Raw genomic sequence first — 16,952 nt, forward strand, 5'->3', positions numbered from 1 at the left:
GCCATTCCACTCAGAGGTTTTGCATGACAGTCAGTCCATTTGCGGGCAAGCCGGCACCGGCAGAGTTGTTGATCGATATCCCGCGACTGGTGACGGCCTACTACACCGGCCGACCCGATGCCTCGATTGCGACCCAGCGTGTGGCTTTCGGCACCTCCGGCCACCGTGGCAGCTCCTTCGACCTGGGCTTCAACGAGTGGCACGTGTTGGCCATCAGCCAGGCGATCTGCCTGTACCGTGAAGCCCAGGGCATCAACGGGCCACTGTTCGTCGGTATCGACACCCACGCGCTGTCGACCCCGGCGGGTGCCAGCGCGCTGGAAGTATTTGCGGCCAACGGTGTCACCGTCATGATCGCCGAGGGCGATGAATACACCCCGACACCGGCGGTTTCCCACGCCATTCTCTGCTACAACCGTGGCCGCACCTCGGGATTGGCGGACGGTATCGTCATCACGCCGTCCCACAACCCACCGCAAAGTGGCGGCTACAAGTACAACCCTACCAACGGTGGCCCGGCCGATACGCACATCACCAAATGGATCGAAGCCAAGGCTAACGAGCTGCTGGCCAACCAGCTCGCCGGCGTCAAGCGCGTCAGCTACGAGCAAGCCCTGAAGGCCGACACCACCCACCGTCACGATTACGTCAACACCTACGTGGCGGACCTGATCAATGTCATCGATTTCGATGCCATCCGCGCCGCCGGGCTGCATCTGGGCGTCGATCCGTTGGGTGGCGCAGGCGTGCGCTACTGGCCGGCCATTGCCGAGCATTACCGCCTGGACCTGGAAGTGGTGAACACCCACGTGGACTCCACTTTCCGTTTCATGACCGTCGACTGGGACGGGCAGATCCGCATGGACCCATCCTCCAGCCATGCGATGCAAGGGCTGATTGGCCTGAAAGAGCGTTTCGACGTGGCCTTTGCCTGCGACCCGGACCATGACCGCCATGGCATCGTGACGCCGTCCGGCGGCCTGTTGGCGCCGAACAATTACCTGGCGGTCTCCATCGACTACCTGTTCCAGAATCGCCCGCAATGGCGCGCCGATGCGGCCGTGGGCAAGACGGTGGTCAGCAGCGGCCTGATCGATCGCGTGGCCAAGCGCCTGGGTCGGCGCCTCTATGAAGTGCCGGTGGGCTTCAAGTGGTTTGCCGACGGCCTGTTCGATGGATCCCTGGGCTTTGGTGGTGAAGAAAGTGCCGGTGCTTCGTTCTTGCGCAAGGACGGCGGCGTCTGGAGCACCGACAAGGACGGCCTGATCCCGGCGTTGCTGGCGGCTGAAATGACGGCGCGCACCGGTCGCGACCCGAGCCAGGCCTACCGGGCATTGACTGACGAGCTGGGCGAGCCGTTCTCGGTACGCGTCGATGCCAAGGCCAGCCCGCAGCAGAAGGCGCTATTGAGCAAGCTGTCGCCTGATCAGGTGGCCTCCACCGAACTGGCCGGGGAGAAGATCCAGAATATCCTCAGCCACGCACCGGGTAATGACCAGGCCATCGGCGGCCTGAAGGTGATGACCGAAAACGGCTGGTTCGCGGCGCGCCCATCCGGAACCGAGGATATCTACAAGATCTACGCCGAAAGCTTCATTGGCGACGCGCACCTCAAGCAATTGGTGGCTGAGGCGCAAACGTTGGTGGATGGGGCTATCACCAGCAAGTGATGCAAGTGCAAGTGATGCTAGTGATGTGAACTTGTGGCGAGGGAGCTTGCTCCCGCTGGGGTGCGCAGCAGCCCCGCTTTTTTTGGCGGTCGCTGCGCAACCGAGCGGGAGCAAGCTCCCTCGCCACAAGGGCTGCAAGCGCTACAAGGGCCCCAGCGCTGCTAGTGTTGCAGGGTTCAGGCCAGGTCGACGAGCACGATTTCGCTGTCTTCAATGGCGGTCACCCGCAATACCCGTTCATCTTCAATCGCAACACCGTCTCGAGCTTGTGCACGCAACCCATTGATTTCTATCAATCCAGTGGCTGGCACAAGATAAGCTCGACGCGCGGCGTCCAGTCGATACTCTGCACTTTCACCCGCCTTGAGATTGGCCGCTACCAATCGTGCGTCGGCGCGAATGCGCAAGCTTTGGTCATCGCCGGCCTTGCCACTGGCCAGGGTCACGAAGCCTTCGCGCGAGTCCTTGGGAAACGGCTTGGCGCCCCATGACGGCGCCAGGCCTTGTTCGTTGGGGATGATCCATATCTGGAAAATGCGGGTGGCCGTCGATTCCAGGTTGTATTCGCTATGGGCAATCCCGGTGCCTGCGCTCATGACCTGTACATCACCCGCCTGCGTACGGCCTTTGTTGCCCAGATTGTCCTGGTGGCTGATTGCGCCTTCGCGCACATAGGTGATGATTTCCATGTCTCGGTGCGGGTGTTGGGGAAAGCCGCTGCCGGGCGCGATGACATCATCGTTCCAGACCCGCAAGTTGCCCCAATTCATACGCCGTGGGTCGTAATACTCGGCGAACGAAAAATGGTGGTGGGCATCCAGCCAGCCGTGGTTGGCGGCGCCCAAGGTGGCGAAGGGCCTGAGTTCGAGCATGGTCGTGTCCTTTTCCGCTGAGCAGCGAAAGCGATGGTTGATGGGCCTATTTTCGCCAAGAGAAACATCGATAAAAAGCGTAAAAAACGCGTCAAAGCTATCGTGTACTTAGATATAAAACCGCGAGCCAACTTTCACTTCATCGCCTAAACCCATGACTTAAAAGCTTTTGGGTGGAACCCGGCGGCAAATACAGACACCATAGCCGTCATGGTTCATGAACACCGGAGTCCCAGCGTGGCGCAACACACTCCCGATCTTCCCCCCGAGCTTTTATCCTTGGCCCAGATGCCGCTGTTCAAGCGCCTGGCCGCCCGATTCTTCGGCCATGGCCTGACACGCCTGCGAGCCCAGCATCGCGCCTCTTGGTTGCATGGCCAGGCCGACGGTTTCCGTAGCGGTCATACCGCCGGTTTTGACTATGGCTACAAAGAAGGCCGGGCCGAAGGGCTTGAGGAGGGCCGTCAGGTCCTGTTGATCCGTGATTCGCGCAGCACGGAGCATCCGGCACCGCAGGTTGATGATCTGCTGTTCGATGACTGGCGCCTGCCGCTGACCGCCGAGCTGAAGAAACGCATCAAGACAGATATCGCCCGATTGCTACCGGCGCATGCACAACCCAGTGCCGCGCAATGGAAGATGATTTTCAGCGACACGCCCTCGACCTCGGTGGTCGCAGGGGCCGGCGCGGGCAAATCCACCACCCTGGTGCTGCGCATTGTGCTGTTGTCCCATTACCTGGGTTTCGAACTGGACTCGATGACCGTGGTGACGTTTACCCGGGAATCGCGCAAGGATTTCATCCAGAAGCTGATCGAAGTGTTTGCCCTGTGGGGACGAACCGTCAGCCTCAAGGAAGCTCGGGACCTGGTGCGCACGTTCCATTCGCGCATCTTGCCCATGGTTCGCAGCCTGCCCGGGTTCGAGCGGCTCCAGGCCTTCGAGACCCTGAGTCATCGCGCCGAAGCGAGTGACGATGATGCCCAGGGCAATCCTTTTGATTTGCGCATCAACGACGCTCAGCGCCAGCAACTCAACGCCTGTTATCACAATCTTTACCAACGTGACGCGCGTTTCCGTGAGCTGATCCTGCCGTTGTCCCGCCACGCACTGCAGCTCAAGGCGCTGGAGCGCGATCACCCGGACGTGCAAAAACGGGTCGCCGTGACCGAGCTGGCAGCCCAGCGCGACGAAGAATTGTGCGACGCCGTCGAAGACCTCTGGTTTCGCGCCGGTGCCTGGCCGATCAAGGGTATCGAGCCGAAGCGACAGACGTTCGAGATCAATGGTTCGACGTTCCACTGTCATGGCTACGCACCTTCCCTGGATGCCTGGGTGATATTGGGCTTCGATCCACGGGAAGACGCCCGGCTCAGTCGTCCGGGCGCCAAGTTGAGCATCCGCGCAGAATGGGCCGTCAAGCGCACCTTGTTTCAAGCTTTCTGCCGTAAGCCATTGATCTGGCTTGAAAGTTACGACGCATCCAAGCGTGTATTAGCCTCAATGGCCGGCGATGCCAGCGCCGGGCCGGGGTTCGACTACAAGGTCAAGGGTGAGCTGGGTTCAGCGCCATTGCTGGACTGTTTTGTCGCGGCGGCAGGCTTTATCGAGAACCTTGGCCTGGACGTCCCGGATGCCGTGGGCCAGATGTCCTTTGCCCAGGATGACCCTGATCGGTATTTTTTCGAGGCGCTGAGTCGCTACTGGCGGGCATTCGAAGACCATCTGCTCGACCAATCACCGCCGGTGATGACCTACAACCGCATGTTTGCGCTGTTCAGCGAGCACTCGCCGGAAAACTTCAAGCTGTTGGGGGATACGTTGCTCAGGCCGCTTTCGCACCTGATGATCGACGAATTCCAGGACGTGTCGCCGCAGATCGTCTCCTGGCTGCGAGCCAGTCTGCGGGAAATACGCAGCCGTGGTCCCTCGATGCACGTGGGACGCGGCGCCCAGCGCTCTTCATTGTTGTGTGTCGGGGACGATTGGCAGTCGATCTATGGCTGGCGCGGCAGTTCACCGAGCTATTTCATGGCATTCAACAAGCAATTCCCGTCGCCGACGACGACCCGGGTCATGCTCACTGACAACTACCGCAGCCACCAACACATCATCGATGCGGCTGAGCATATTGTTCGTGCCGCTGCGGCTATCCCAGGTAAGAAGGCCAAGGCCAGCGGTGTGTCTCGCTCGCTGAGCCCGGTCAATGTGTTGGAACGAGACGACGAAGGGCTGGCGCGGCGACTGGATGAGCACTACCGCAAGGGCGATTCGATCTTGATGCTGTATCGAAAAAGTAGCGATAAGCTATTGATAGAAAAGTATATTAAGATGACAGTTAATGTGGATTCTAACTTGCCGTACGAGGCGCGACGGCTCAGGCAAATGACCTACCACAGCGCCAAGGGGCTCCAGGCCGATGCGGTGTTCCTGCTGGGCGACTGCCAGCACCTGGGCAGTTCACCCTATAAGAACCAGGTCTATCGAATGGCCGGGCTGGGCCAGGACGGTGACGCCGACCCCTACGACTCGGCGCAAAAGGACGAAATCCTGCGCCTGGCGTATGTGGGCATCACTCGGGCGGTGCAGCACTGTTACTGGTACGTCGATGGCCAGGACGGCCAGGCGGCCAATGGGCCCAAGGCCTCGGATCGTATCGCCGGGGACAAGCCCTTTTTTGCTGACCACCGGCGTGTTCGTAAAGGATAAGGCTTGGTGTGTATATCCGTTGCGACGGTAACCCTGTGGGAGCGAGCTTGCTCGCGAAGGCGATGTCACTGTCGACAAAGGTGTTGAATATACTGGCCTCTTCGCGAGCAAGCTCGCTCCCACAGGGGGAATACGTTCTTACGCCATCGGCGGCAACCGCCGCTTGACGGGCGTCTTCTTGACGATGGCCGTATTGGTTTCGGCGTGGACATTGAGTTTGTCCAGCAAGGTATCCAGCTGTTCCATCGAGCGCACGTGCAGGCGGGCGATGAAGCAGTCGTCGCCGGTCACCTTGTCGCATTCGGTGAATTCAGCGATGGCCTGGATCTGCCGCTCCACTTCCTGTAACTGACCCGGCAGCGGGCGGATACGTACGATGGCCTGGAGTTGATAGCCGAAGCACTTGGGGTCCACCTCGACGGTGTAACCCCTGAGCACGCCACGTTCTTCGAGCCGGCGCAGGCGCTCGGCGACACTGGGGGAGGACAGGCCGCTGAGGTTTGCCAGGGCCTTGAGTGAGCGTCGGGAATCTTCCATCAGGGCGCTGATGAGGATCTGATCAATATCGTCAGTCATTTCAACTCCATTAGGCGAATGTGCGAAGTTGCCTTGATTAAAAAGGTAAAAATTCAGTTTAGCCTTTTTCAAACCATGGAGGAGCCCCCCGTCGGCTCGGCATACTGTGTCCACTTGCTGAAGGAGCCTGAAGATGGACAAGACCTTACGCCGTGGTTCGCTGGAAATGACCGCCGCCATGCTGATCTCCGGAACCATTGGTTGGTTCGTGCTGGTTTCCGGCCTGCCGGTGCTCGATGTGGTGTTCTGGCGTTGCGTGTTCGGCGCCGCGACCTTGCTGTTGATCTGCGCCGGTTTCGGCTTTTTGCGCCCCGGCATTCTTACGCGCACCACCTTCCTGCTGGCAGTACTCAGCGGTGTGGCGATCGTCGGCAACTGGGTGTTGTTGTTTGCCTCTTATTCCCGCGCCTCGATTGCCATCGGCACGGCGGTGTACAACGTCCAGCCGTTCATGTTGGTGGGGCTGGCGGCGTTGTTCCTCAACGAAAAAATCACCGCGCAAAAACTGTTCTGGCTGGCGGTGTCGTTTCTCGGAATGCTGGCCATCGTCAGCGCCCATGGTGAGCAAGGGCAGGGCGGCGGCGACTATCTGCTGGGCATTGCGCTGGCGCTGGGAGCGGCGTTGCTGTACGCCATCGCGGCCTTGATCATCAAGCGCCTGACCGGTACGCCACCTCATCTGATCGCGCTGATCCAGGTCAGCACCGGCGTGTTGCTGTTGGCGCCCTGGGCAAACTTCTCGGCGTTACCGCAACACGCCCAAGCCTGGGCCAGCCTGCTGACCCTGGGCATGGTGCACACCGGCGTGATGTACGTGTTGCTGTACAGCGCCATTCAACGGTTGCCGACCGCGTTGACCGGGGCGCTGTCGTTCATCTACCCGATCGCGGCGATCTTCGTCGACTGGTTCGCCTTTGGCCATCGTCTGGAGCCGCTGCAATGGCTGGGCGTGGCAGCAATCCTGCTGGCAGCCGCCGGCATGCAACAGGGCTGGGGCATCAAGTCGCGGCGCCCAGCGCTGTCGTAGCCCACCGTTCGGGCTTGGATCAGAAGATGTAGTCAGTGGTCAGGAAGTTGGAATCGCGCTCCCGGATAATATCGCTGATCAACGCCTTGTTGCTGTCCTGGAATTTGGTGGCCACCAGCGTGCGGATGGAAAAAGTGCGCAGTGCATCGTGGACCGACAAGGTGCCCTCGGCTGAGTTCTTGCGACCATTGAACGGGAACGTGTCCGGGCCACGCTGGCACTGGGCGTTGATGTTGATGCGTCCGACCTGGTTGGCGAAGGTGTCCACCAGCTTGCCGACTTCTGCCGGGTGGGTGCCGAAAATGCTGAGTTGCTGGCCGAAGTCGGACTCCAGTACGTAATCGATGACGGTATTGAGGTCGCGGTACGGCACGATGGGCACGACCGGGCCGAACTGTTCCTCATGGTAGACCCGCATCGCCGTGTTCACCGGGTACAGCACCGCCGGGTAGAAGAACGAGCTTCGTGATTCGCCACCATGGGCATTCTTCACTTCTGCACCCTTGGCGAGCGCGTCGGCGACCAGCGAATGCAGGTAGTCGACCTTGCCCGCTTCGGGCAATGGTGTCAGCACCACGCCGTCCTCCCAGGGCATGCCGGGTTTCAGGGTGGCGAGCCTGGCGTTGAACTTCTCGATGAACGCTGGCGCCACATCCTCGTGGACAAACAGGATTTTCAGCGCCGTGCAGCGCTGGCCGTTGAATGACAGCGAGCCGGTCAGCGCCTCGTTGACCGCGTTGTCCAGGTCGACGTCCGGCAGCACCAGCCCCGGGTTCTTTGCATCCAGCCCCAGGGCAGCACGCAAGCGGTGCGGACGCGGGTGGAGTTTTTTCAAGTCGCTGGCCGCCTTGTTGGTGCCGATAAAGGCAAAGATGTCGATCTTGCCGCTGGCCATCAGCGCGCTGACAGTTTCGCGGCCACTGCCGTAGATCACGTTGATCACGCCGGCCGGGAAGCTGTCGCGGAAAGCTTCGAGCAGTGGCCGCACCAGCAGGACGCCGAGCTTGGCTGGCTTGAACACGACGGTGTTGCCCATGATCAAGGCCGGGATCAGCGTGGTGAAGGTTTCGTTCAGCGGATAGTTGTAGGGCCCCATGCACAAGGCCACGCCCAGGGGCACGCGGCGGATCTGTCCCAGGGTGTCCTGCTCGAGCTCGAAACGGCTGGAACGTCGGTCCAGCTCCTTGAGGGCATTGATAGTGTCGACGATGTAGTCGCAGGTGCGATCGAATTCCTTCTGGGAATCCTTGAGGTTCTTGCCGATTTCCCACATCAGCAACTTGACCACGGTCTCGCGTTGCTCGCGCATGCGTGCCAGAAAGGCTTCCACGTGGCGAATGCGCTCGGCGACGCGCATCGTTGGCCACTGGCCCTGGCCGCGATCATAAGCGCGCACGGCGGCGTCCAGGGCGGTGAGGGCAGTATCGGCATCCAGCAGGGGCGTGCTGCCGAGAATCACCTGTTCATCGCCCAGCTCACCCTTCAGGTAAACGGGGCTGCGGACGACGGCCAATGGCCCTTGCCAGGTTTCCAGGACGCCGTCGACCAGGTATTCGCGCTGTTCGATCTGGTCTTCGAGGCGGTAGGCGTCCGGGATGTCGGCGGCGTTGGGAAACAGGTTGGCAAGGAAGGGGGCTGTGGTCATGTCGTTACTCCATCAATGAAATGAGCCAGGGGCAGACGGCTTGCAGGTATAAATCGCTTTTAGCGTTATACGCCTTAATGGAGGTGTTTTTTAAGTGGCGGCAGATTGCTTGCGCCGGGCTTGTGTAGGAGCTGCCGAAGGCTGCGATCTTTTGATCTTTTGATCTTTTGATCTTTCGCTTGAGATTCAAGCGTCAGGGGAAAGATCGCAGCCTCGTTGCACTCGACAGCTCCTACACAGCTCCTACACAGCTCCTGCACAGCTCACACACAGCTCCTGCACGCGGGGGCATCGATTACTGAATTGGCATTACCAACGCATCCGCACCCCCATGCTGGTAATGATGCCGTTGAGGTCGTTGTCGTCGACGTCACTGCTGTAGTCGGCACTGACATACAGGCTTACCGCTGGCGTGACCCGGGCCACCAGGCCCAGGCCGACTTCAACGGTGGAGGATTTTCGGCTGCTGCTGATCTTGTCGACCTTACCCAGGGACAAGGTATCGGCGTTCTGGACGGTGTGCCATAGGCTGGTTCGCACATAGGGCTCCATGCCGAGGCTGTTGACTCGGTAATTGCCTTTGAGTCGTGCTCCGACGCGGCCGCTCCAGCTGCTCAGTTCGTTGCCCGTGCCGCTCTGGGCATTGGGTGTATCGAGGGTGATGCGTTGATTGATCAACTGTGCCTGGGGTTCGACGACCCAATGGGTCCCGATGCCGATCGGAAAGCCGCCTTCGACCGACAGCGTCACCGCATTGCCTTCGGTGGCCTGGCGTTGGCCTTGTTCGGTTCGGCTGTAGCCATTGACCCGGCCACCGCTGGCGCTCAGGTCCACGTGCCAGCCTGCGGGGCCGGTCAGGCTCCAATAGGCGCCGAGGCTCGAGCCTTTCAGGTTCAGGGCATCTTTGTCCGGTTCGGCCAGCGCCGGCGCCACCAGCAGGCCGCTGCCCGTTGAAATGATCTGGTTTTGTCCACTGATCAGCCCCATGCGCTGGGTATGGCCGCTGTCGTTTCGCAATGTGAACAGGGCGGGGCTCTTGCCGGAAGCGGGGTCACTGCTGGAAGAATCGGTATTGAGGTGGCCGGACTGTGCCCGGCCATACCAGGGCTGCGCTGTCTCCTCGGCAGGCCAGGCTTGTACCTCCATGGATGAAAGCAGTAACAACGAAGTGGAGAGGGTGTGGAGGGTGGCAGTGGAGATCTCTTGTGGACGGAAGGACGTTTTCATGGGGGCCTGCCTTGCAATCGCATGCGTTTCTCGCTTTTTGGCGTCTCTCCTACCCCGAATGAGGGGCGACCGAATGAATTGAGGCAAGCCTCTGGCGGCCCGTCTTGACGGGTTCCAGAGGCCTGCCCCTGACTGTATTTCCGGGGGTAGTACGGTGTAGTCAAGAAGACCGATGGCGGTGCGTCAAGAAAATGAACGATGAATGGCAAGATGAAATCAGCACCAATAACACGCTGATTTAAATTGGTTATTCATGCGTATATTTGGGCGTCAAATCACCGTCGCGCACCCTGCCTACCAACTGATCCGCACGCCGAGATTGCCCGCCACACTGCGCTGCTGATGGCTGTCAAGGTTGTTGCTGTAGTCCGCGCTGGCGTACACGCTGACCGTAGGCGCCAGGCTCACGATGACGCCGACGCCCAGGTCGCCAGTGGATGCGCGCTGTTGGGTCTCGACCCGCTCGGTGTCGTCGAAGGTCACCGTATCGGTGCCGGAAAACGTGTGCCAGAGGTTGGCGCGCAGATACGGTTCGACGGGCATGCCGCTGACCTGGTAGCGGCCCTTGAGGCGAGCACCGAGACGGCCGGTCCAGGCACCGTCGGAATCGAACGCGACCTTGGAGACCCCATCGTTTTGGGTGTCCAGGGAGACCTTCTGGTGGATGAGCTGGACCTGGGGCTCAAGAACCCAGTCGGCGGTCACCGCGAAGGGATAGCCGGCCTCGGCCGAAACGGTCAGGGCGTGCCCGCGATTGTCGATTTTCAGGCCGCGTTCGGAGCGGTTGTCGCCGTTCAGTCGGGTGCCCATTATCACGGCGTCGACGTAGCCGCCAGTGGGGGCGGTGAGCGTCCAATAGAGCCCGTAGCTGTCGCCGTCGAGTTCTATCCTGCCGGCGCGTCGGCCTTTGAAGCCCAGGTTGAAACCATCGACGTCGCCGTTCAATTCGGTATGGCCGACGAAGAAACCGATGCGCTGGGTCTGTCCATTGGACAGCGGCGAGCTGTACAGGTCATTGCCCACCTGGAAACCCTTGATCGATCCATCGAACCGCGGTGTTACCGTGCCGGCCCAGGTTTGATCCAGGTCTTTGCCATAGACCCGGCCCCAACCTGCGCCGAACGCGCCGTTCTCCGTGAGCAAGCGCTGGTCGCCCTGACGGTCATGGAACGTGCCCAGGGCCATCAAGGTCAGCTGTGCCGCCGCCGGGGGCAGTACCGACCAGGTTGGCACTTCCGGCCGGTACAGAGCAATGGGCGCCGCGCCGGCTACTGCAGCCGGCAACACAGGCAACGTCGGGCTGGACGCTGCTACCGGTCCGGCGACCACGGTGGAGCGCAGGTACCAGTTGTTTGCATTGCCGCTCACGCCGCCCTTGAACAGGCGGTAATCGAACGCGCCGGCCGAGACGGATTGCGCCTGCGAAAAGGCGCCGCTATCACTGACCGCGCCCCCCTGGGCCTGGACCACTTCGATGCCGTCCTGGGTCGTCAACGCGCCCGCGCCGCCCAGGTTTGTGACTGCGATGGCGGTGCTGCCGGTGAGTGTCCCGCCACTGACCACCAGTTTGTCGCTGGGCGAGTCGTCGGCACCCAGTACCGTTTGCAGGCGCAACTGGCCGTTGTTACCGACGTAGTTGCCCTGAACGGTGAGGGTGTCGTTGGTGCGGGTGTTGCCCTGTGCGAGGTCCACCGCGCCGGCGTTGTTGAGCGTAGCCAACTGACCGACAGTAAAAGGAGCAATGATGCCTTGGGTCGACGTGAGCGTGCTGCCGGATTCTATGTTGAGCGTCCCGGTAGCGGTGGCGCTGTCACCCAAGGTCAGGGTGTCGTCAAGGTTCAGTTGCGTACCTTGGGTGAGGTCGATCGTTTCCCAGTTGAGGTAGCGGGCGCCGGTGCTGGAGGTGCTGCCACTGAACGTCAAGACATCCTGGCCCAACCCACCGTTCAGGCTGGGTGTGGTGGCGAGCAGGCTTTCATCGAGGTTGTTCAACAACGCCGTGTCGCTGCCGTCGCCCATCAAAATAGTCGAGTGGATGAGCCCGCCGCTCCACTGCAACTGGTCGTCGCCCGCGCTGGCCCGGACCTCGCCGATGATTTCGCCACCGCTGACGGTAATGCTGTCATTGCCGCCGCTGACACTGACATTGCCGCCGATGCGTCCCGCGGAGAGGATGATGGTGTCCTGGCCAAAACCGGTCACCAGGTTGCCGATGATATTTCCACCGGACATGTCGAAAACATTGTCATCGAGTTTCATGTCGACCCGGCCGATAGTGCCGCCGGTCATCTTCGCAATGTCGCCGTCTTCGAACGCGTCCACGATGGTCCCGCCGCTCATCAAGAATGTATCAAGGCCATCACCTTGTGCCAGGGACAGGATCCTGCCGCCATTCATGGTGAAATCGTCGGCTTGCGAACCTTGCTCGACATCACCGTCAATCACGCCGTTGGCATTGATCACGATGCGGTCGACGCCGGTGCCGAGCGTGACATCGCCGCTAATGACGCCGCTGCCGTTGGCGGGCAGGGTCAGGCTGTTGTCACCCGAAAGGTCCGTCAGCCCGGGACTGGTGCCGCTGTCGCAGACATAAGCGTCATCGCCTGCGGTTGGTGTCAGCGTGCAAGCGGCCATGGCGGCCGGGCCGGGTAACAGCAAGGGGGCTGATATCCACACAGCGTTGAACAGCCGATGCAATCCTCTATCGTGCCGAATCATGTGCTATCCCTCTGCATCGGCATCTCGCAAATGCCGGTTTCAGCATCGGTTGCACGACAGATGGCACACAGGGCCTGGCAACGCTCGCTGTATGGGATGGCACCCTAGCAATGAACAGCGGGTGTCGCTACTGTCAGAACTTACAGGTCCGCGCGCAGAAAGAGCAGAAAAGGCCCGCTCTACAAATGCACTTCCACCGAAAGCGGCAGGTGGTCGCTCAGGTGCGTCCAGGGTTTGTTGCCCAGGATTTGCGGGGCGTGGCTGCTGGCGTTGCGCAGGTAAATACGGTCCAGGCGCAACAGCGGGAAGCGGGCCGGATAGGTCCTGGCGGGCCGACCGTGGTGGTGCTCGAAGGCTTCATGCAGGTAGCCACGGCGGGCGAGGGCGAGGTTGCCACGCAGTTGCCAGTCGTTGAAGTCGCCAGCGATGATCACCGGAGCGTCCTCGGGCAGCGAGTCGAGCAATTGGCAGAGCAGTTTGAGCTGTAATTGGCGATGGCTTTCCAGAAGACTCAGGTGCACGCAGATCCCGTGGACTTCGGCGTGGCCGGGCACATCCAGCACACAATGCAACAATCCGCGCCGCTCCGGGCCGGTGATGGACACGTCGAGATTGCGATACTGGCGAATCGGGTATTTGGAGAGCAGGGCATTGCCATGGTGACCATCGGGATAGACCGCATTGCGACCATAGGCGAAGTCGCTCCACATGCTGTCTGCGAGGAATTCGTACTGGGAGGTCTGGGGCCAGTTGTCGTAGCGTGACGCGTGTCTGTCATGTTCGCCCAGCACCTCTTGCAGGAACACCAGGTCAGCCCCGGTACTGCGTACCGCTTCGCGCAATTCGGGCAGGATGAAGCGACGGTTGAGGGCGGTGAAACCCTTATGGGTATTGACCGTCAGGATCCGCAGCCGATGAACCGCCGCAGGCAGCTCCGATGGCATTGGTTCGACGGCCCGCCAATCGGGATCTTGAGTCACGTTCCCTCCTGAATCAGACGTACCTGTTCATGCGACTGACCCAAGGCGCCGGCAGTTCCGGATTTTTCATGGTCTTGCCGATCGCTATCGCGAGCAAGCTTGTTCCCATATTGGATTTGCGGGGTATGCAACATCTGTGTACGCCACCAGACCCTGTGGGAGCGAGCTTGCTCGCGATAGCGGTGTACCTGAACCACCGCCATCACAGGTGCATGTTCAGATGAAGACAATCTCATACGGCATGCCCATCCGATCCAGGATGACCCGGGGCACCAGCGGGGCGATGCCGCTCGCCGGTTCGCCATTGAGTTGGCTGACGTAAGCGTACATGGCGTGACGCTTGCGGGCGGTGGTCCAGACGTCGAGGCGCAGTTTGCGGGCCCGGTGCCAGGGGATCTTGTTTTGCTCGCGGACCGGCCAGTGCCAGGCCCACACCGGCAGTTCGTTGAACGCCACCCCGGTCCTGTCGGCGGCCAGGGCCCCGGCGCGCCCGACGGTGTCGTGGTCGCTGTCGCCATCCTGGCGCCAGGTGCTGAACACCACGTCACCGGGGCGCAGGTGACGTGCAATAAAGTCGGCCAGCTCGGCTTCGCGTTCGGCCAGGGCCTTTTCCGGGAAGCCACCGCGCACCCATTGCAGGCCATGGGCGGCTATGCCCAGGCGATGCAGGGCGTCCACGCTTTCCTGCGGGTGAGGGCGGTGTGTACGCAGGCGCTCATCGGCCCACAACGGTGAGCCGGGGTGGGCCAGGGCTCCATCGGTGACCGAGATCAGCAACATGGGTTGGTCCAGGTTGCTCAGCAACTGCAGCAGCCCGCCGCAGGCCCCGACCTCATCGCCCGGATGCGGGGCGAGGATGACGGCGCGGGCGCCGGCGGGAATGAGCGTTTGGGTACTGATGATCGGAATATCGGCCAGTTGCGCAGCACTGTTCCATATCTGCGGATGCTGCCGGCCGGGCAAGCGAGAGGCGGGTTTCATGAGAGACATCCTTGTTTGTATTCAATCTTTCAGCCATGTACCGGGCCTACTGTCCGATGACGCCCGCGTGGGCATGGCTGCGATTCACAGCGCTCCGAATCCTGGAGACTATCGCATGCGAAGTATTGACCATGTCGGCCGATTCGTCTCGTGACATGAGTGTCTGAACTGCATTTTTTTCTTCAAACTGGACGGTGAATATCGAAAACCGCGTCCTTGCGGTCCTCATGGTTGTCTACCGCGGGTGCTTCATTCTTCTTCTTCGCGTTGCAGCTCGAACAGCAGCAGCGAGCGCCCGGTGACGGAGTATTCGGAATCGAAATCGAAGCGCTCCTGGCCACGAACGGTCGGTTGGTTGGTGTCGACCATGCAGGTCCAGAAACTGCCCTCGGGGACTTCCGGCAAGCGGAAGTTGACGATGTCGTGGTGCGCGTTGACCACCAGCAGCAGCGTCGCATCGCCGGCCTTGCGCCGAATGCCGGTTTCCTGGGCGCGACCGTCCATCAGCATGCCCAGGCAACGACCATGGCTGTCCTGCCATTGTTCAATGGTCATTTCGCTGCCGTCGGGGGCCAGCCAGGTCACGTCCTTGACGCCGATGTCCTCATTGTAGTTACCCACCAGGAACCGCCCGCGCCGCAGGATCGGATAGGTCAGGCGCAACTTGATCAGGCGCTTGACGAACTTGAGCAGCGTCGCGCCATCTTCGCTCAGGTCCCAATTGACCCAGCCGATCTCGCTGTCCTGGCAATAGGCGTTGTTATTGCCATGCTGGGTGCGGGCAAATTCGTCGCCGGCGACGATCATCGGCGTGCCTTGGGCCAGCAACAGGGTGGCGAAGAAGTTGCGCATCTGTCGATGGCGCAGGGCGTTGATCTCTGGATCGTCGGTCGGCCCTTCGACGCCATGGTTCCAGGACAGGTTGTTATTGCTGCCGTCCTGGTTGTTCTCGTCGTTGGCCTCGTTGTGCTTGTCGTTGTACGACACCAGGTCATGCAGGGTGAAACCGTCATGGGCGGTGACGAAGTTCAACGAGGCGTACGGACGCCGGCCACGCTGGTTGAACATCTCGCCCGAGGCCGTCATTCGGCTGGCGAAATCAGCGAGCTGGCCATCGTCGCCCTTCCAGAAGGCGCGCACCGTGTCGCGGAACTTGTCGTTCCACTCGACCCAGCCCGGCGGAAAGCGTCCCACCTGGTAGCCCCCGGGGCCACAGTCCCAAGGTTCGGCGATCATTTTCACCTGGCGCAGCACCGGGTCCTGGCGACAGGCCACCAGGAAGCTGTGGCGCTCGTCGAAGCCATCATGGTAACGGCCCAGGATGGTCGCCAGGTCGAAGCGGAAGCCATCGACGTGCATCTCCGTGGCCCAATAGCGCAGGGAGTCGGTGACCATTTGCAGAACGCAAGGATGGCTCAGGTCCAGGGTATTGCCAGTGCCGGAATCGTTGATGTAGTAGCGTTTGTCGTCGGGCATCAGCCGGTAGTACGAGGCGTTATCGATGCCGCGCATGGACAGGGTGGGGCCTTGTTCGTTGCCTTCGGCGGTGTGGTTGTAGACCACGTCGAGGATGACTTCCAGGTTGGCCTCGTGCAGGTGGGCGACCATCTCCTTGAACTCGGCGATCTTGCCACTGGCCAGGTAGCGTGGGTCCGGGGCGAAGAAGGCGATGCTGTTGTAACCCCAGTAGTTGGTCATGCCTTTGTGCAGCAGGTGCTGGTCGTTGACGAAGGCATGGATGGGCAGCAGTTCCACCGAAGAGACACCCAGCTTGCGGATATGCTCCAGCACATCGTCGACCATCAGCCCGGCGAACGTACCGCGCAGATTTTCGGGCACCGAAGGGTGACGCATGGTGAGGCCGCGCACGTGGGTCTCATACAGGATGGTCTTGTCCCAGGGGACGCTGACGCGATGGTCGTGGCCCCAGGTGTGCGCAGGGTCGATGACCTTGCACTTGGGGACGAACGGGGCACTGTCGCGCTCATCGAAACTGAGATCGCCATCGGGATGGCCGATGGTGTAGCCGAACAGGGCTTCGGACCACTTCAACTGGCCGACCAGTTGCTTGGCATACGGGTCGATCAGCAGCTTGTTCGGGTTGAAACGGTGGCCGTTCGCCGGGTCGTATGGGCCGTAGACCCGGTAGCCATAGATCAAGCCCGGGTGGGCATCGGGCAGATAGCCGTGGTAAATCTCGTCGGTGTATTCCGGCAGCTCGATGCGTTCGAGCTCGACTTCGCCGGCATCATCGAAAATGCACAGTTCGACCTTGGTGGCATTGGCTGAAAACAGCGCGAAATTGACCCCGAGGCCATCCCAGGTTGCACCCAGTGGAAAAGGCAGCCCCTCACGAATCCGCGAAGCCTCGACAACGGGCGGCGGCGTGGTTTTTTTTGGACGGCTCATAGTTGCTCCTGCAAAAGACAGACAGATACAGCGATGCGGTTCACTTGGGATGGATGGCTCCACCCTTTACCTGCGGCGTGGGGATTTATCCCCGCGATGTGGGACAAAGTTGCGTCTCTGTGGGAGCAAGGCCTGCCC

Annotated in this window: 11 protein-coding genes; 3 read left to right on the forward strand and 8 right to left on the reverse strand. The window is 61.0% G+C overall.

Translation table 11 applies throughout. The features are described 5' to 3' along the window. The first annotated feature begins 23 nt into the window (after positions 1–23). Entirely contained in the window at positions 24–1,670 is a 1,647-nt protein-coding gene (pgm, locus tag GFU70_RS13300; protein ID WP_058545887.1) for a phosphoglucomutase (alpha-D-glucose-1,6-bisphosphate-dependent), read from the forward strand. Between the two features lie 176 nt (positions 1,671–1,846). Here pgm and GFU70_RS13305 read toward each other — a convergent pair whose 3' ends face one another. Continuing rightward, positions 1,847–2,542 carry a pirin family protein gene (locus GFU70_RS13305; protein ID WP_058545888.1) on the reverse strand — a complete coding sequence of 232 codons (696 nt, stop codon included), beginning with the start codon at positions 2,540–2,542 and terminating at the stop codon, positions 1,847–1,849. A gap of 237 nt (positions 2,543–2,779) precedes the next feature. Between GFU70_RS13305 and GFU70_RS13310 the strand changes: the two genes are divergently transcribed. Next, positions 2,780–5,251, forward strand: coding sequence for a UvrD-helicase domain-containing protein (locus tag GFU70_RS13310; protein WP_153388186.1), 2,472 nt, complete (start codon positions 2,780–2,782; stop codon positions 5,249–5,251). Positions 5,252–5,389: 138 nt separating this feature from the next. Here the strand turns inward: GFU70_RS13310 and GFU70_RS13315 are convergent, their stop codons facing one another. After that, positions 5,390–5,827: an Lrp/AsnC family transcriptional regulator gene (locus GFU70_RS13315; RefSeq protein ID WP_003202176.1), complete on the reverse strand. Its 438-nt coding sequence runs from the start codon at positions 5,825–5,827 to the stop codon at positions 5,390–5,392. Between the two features lie 133 nt (positions 5,828–5,960). Here GFU70_RS13315 and GFU70_RS13320 point away from each other — a divergent pair, with 133 nt between their 5' ends. Then, positions 5,961–6,854: a DMT family transporter gene (locus GFU70_RS13320; RefSeq protein ID WP_058545890.1), complete on the forward strand. Its 894-nt coding sequence runs from the start codon at positions 5,961–5,963 to the stop codon at positions 6,852–6,854. A gap of 19 nt (positions 6,855–6,873) precedes the next feature. Here the strand turns inward: GFU70_RS13320 and GFU70_RS13325 are convergent, their stop codons facing one another. The 6 genes from GFU70_RS13325 to glgX all read right to left on the reverse strand — a co-directional run bounded on the left by GFU70_RS13325 (position 6,874) and on the right by glgX (position 16,814). Further along, positions 6,874–8,499, reverse strand: coding sequence for an NADP-dependent glyceraldehyde-3-phosphate dehydrogenase (locus tag GFU70_RS13325; RefSeq protein WP_116642296.1), 1,626 nt, complete (start codon positions 8,497–8,499; stop codon positions 6,874–6,876). A gap of 309 nt (positions 8,500–8,808) precedes the next feature. Further along, complete coding sequence (locus tag GFU70_RS13330; protein WP_153388187.1) at positions 8,809–9,726, reverse strand: autotransporter outer membrane beta-barrel domain-containing protein; 918 nt, start codon at positions 9,724–9,726, stop codon at positions 8,809–8,811. 294 nt (positions 9,727–10,020) lie between these two features. Beyond that, positions 10,021–12,444: an autotransporter outer membrane beta-barrel domain-containing protein gene (locus tag GFU70_RS13335; protein WP_153388188.1), complete on the reverse strand. Its 2,424-nt coding sequence runs from the start codon at positions 12,442–12,444 to the stop codon at positions 10,021–10,023. Between the two features lie 179 nt (positions 12,445–12,623). Beyond that, positions 12,624–13,388 (reverse strand): endonuclease/exonuclease/phosphatase family protein, encoded by a 765-nt coding sequence (locus GFU70_RS13340; protein ID WP_413468859.1) that lies wholly within the window; start codon positions 13,386–13,388, stop codon positions 12,624–12,626. 252 nt (positions 13,389–13,640) lie between these two features. After that, positions 13,641–14,405, reverse strand: coding sequence for a PIG-L deacetylase family protein (locus tag GFU70_RS13345; RefSeq protein ID WP_058545895.1), 765 nt, complete (start codon positions 14,403–14,405; stop codon positions 13,641–13,643). A gap of 249 nt (positions 14,406–14,654) precedes the next feature. Next, positions 14,655–16,814, reverse strand: a complete 2,160-nt coding sequence (gene glgX, locus GFU70_RS13350; RefSeq protein WP_064106820.1) for a glycogen debranching protein GlgX — start codon at positions 16,812–16,814, stop codon at positions 14,655–14,657. Between the last annotated feature and the right edge of the window lie 138 nt (positions 16,815–16,952).

The organism is Pseudomonas brassicacearum, from assembly GCF_009601685.2.
Classification (GTDB): Bacteria; Pseudomonadota; Gammaproteobacteria; order Pseudomonadales; family Pseudomonadaceae; genus Aquipseudomonas; species Aquipseudomonas kilonensis_B.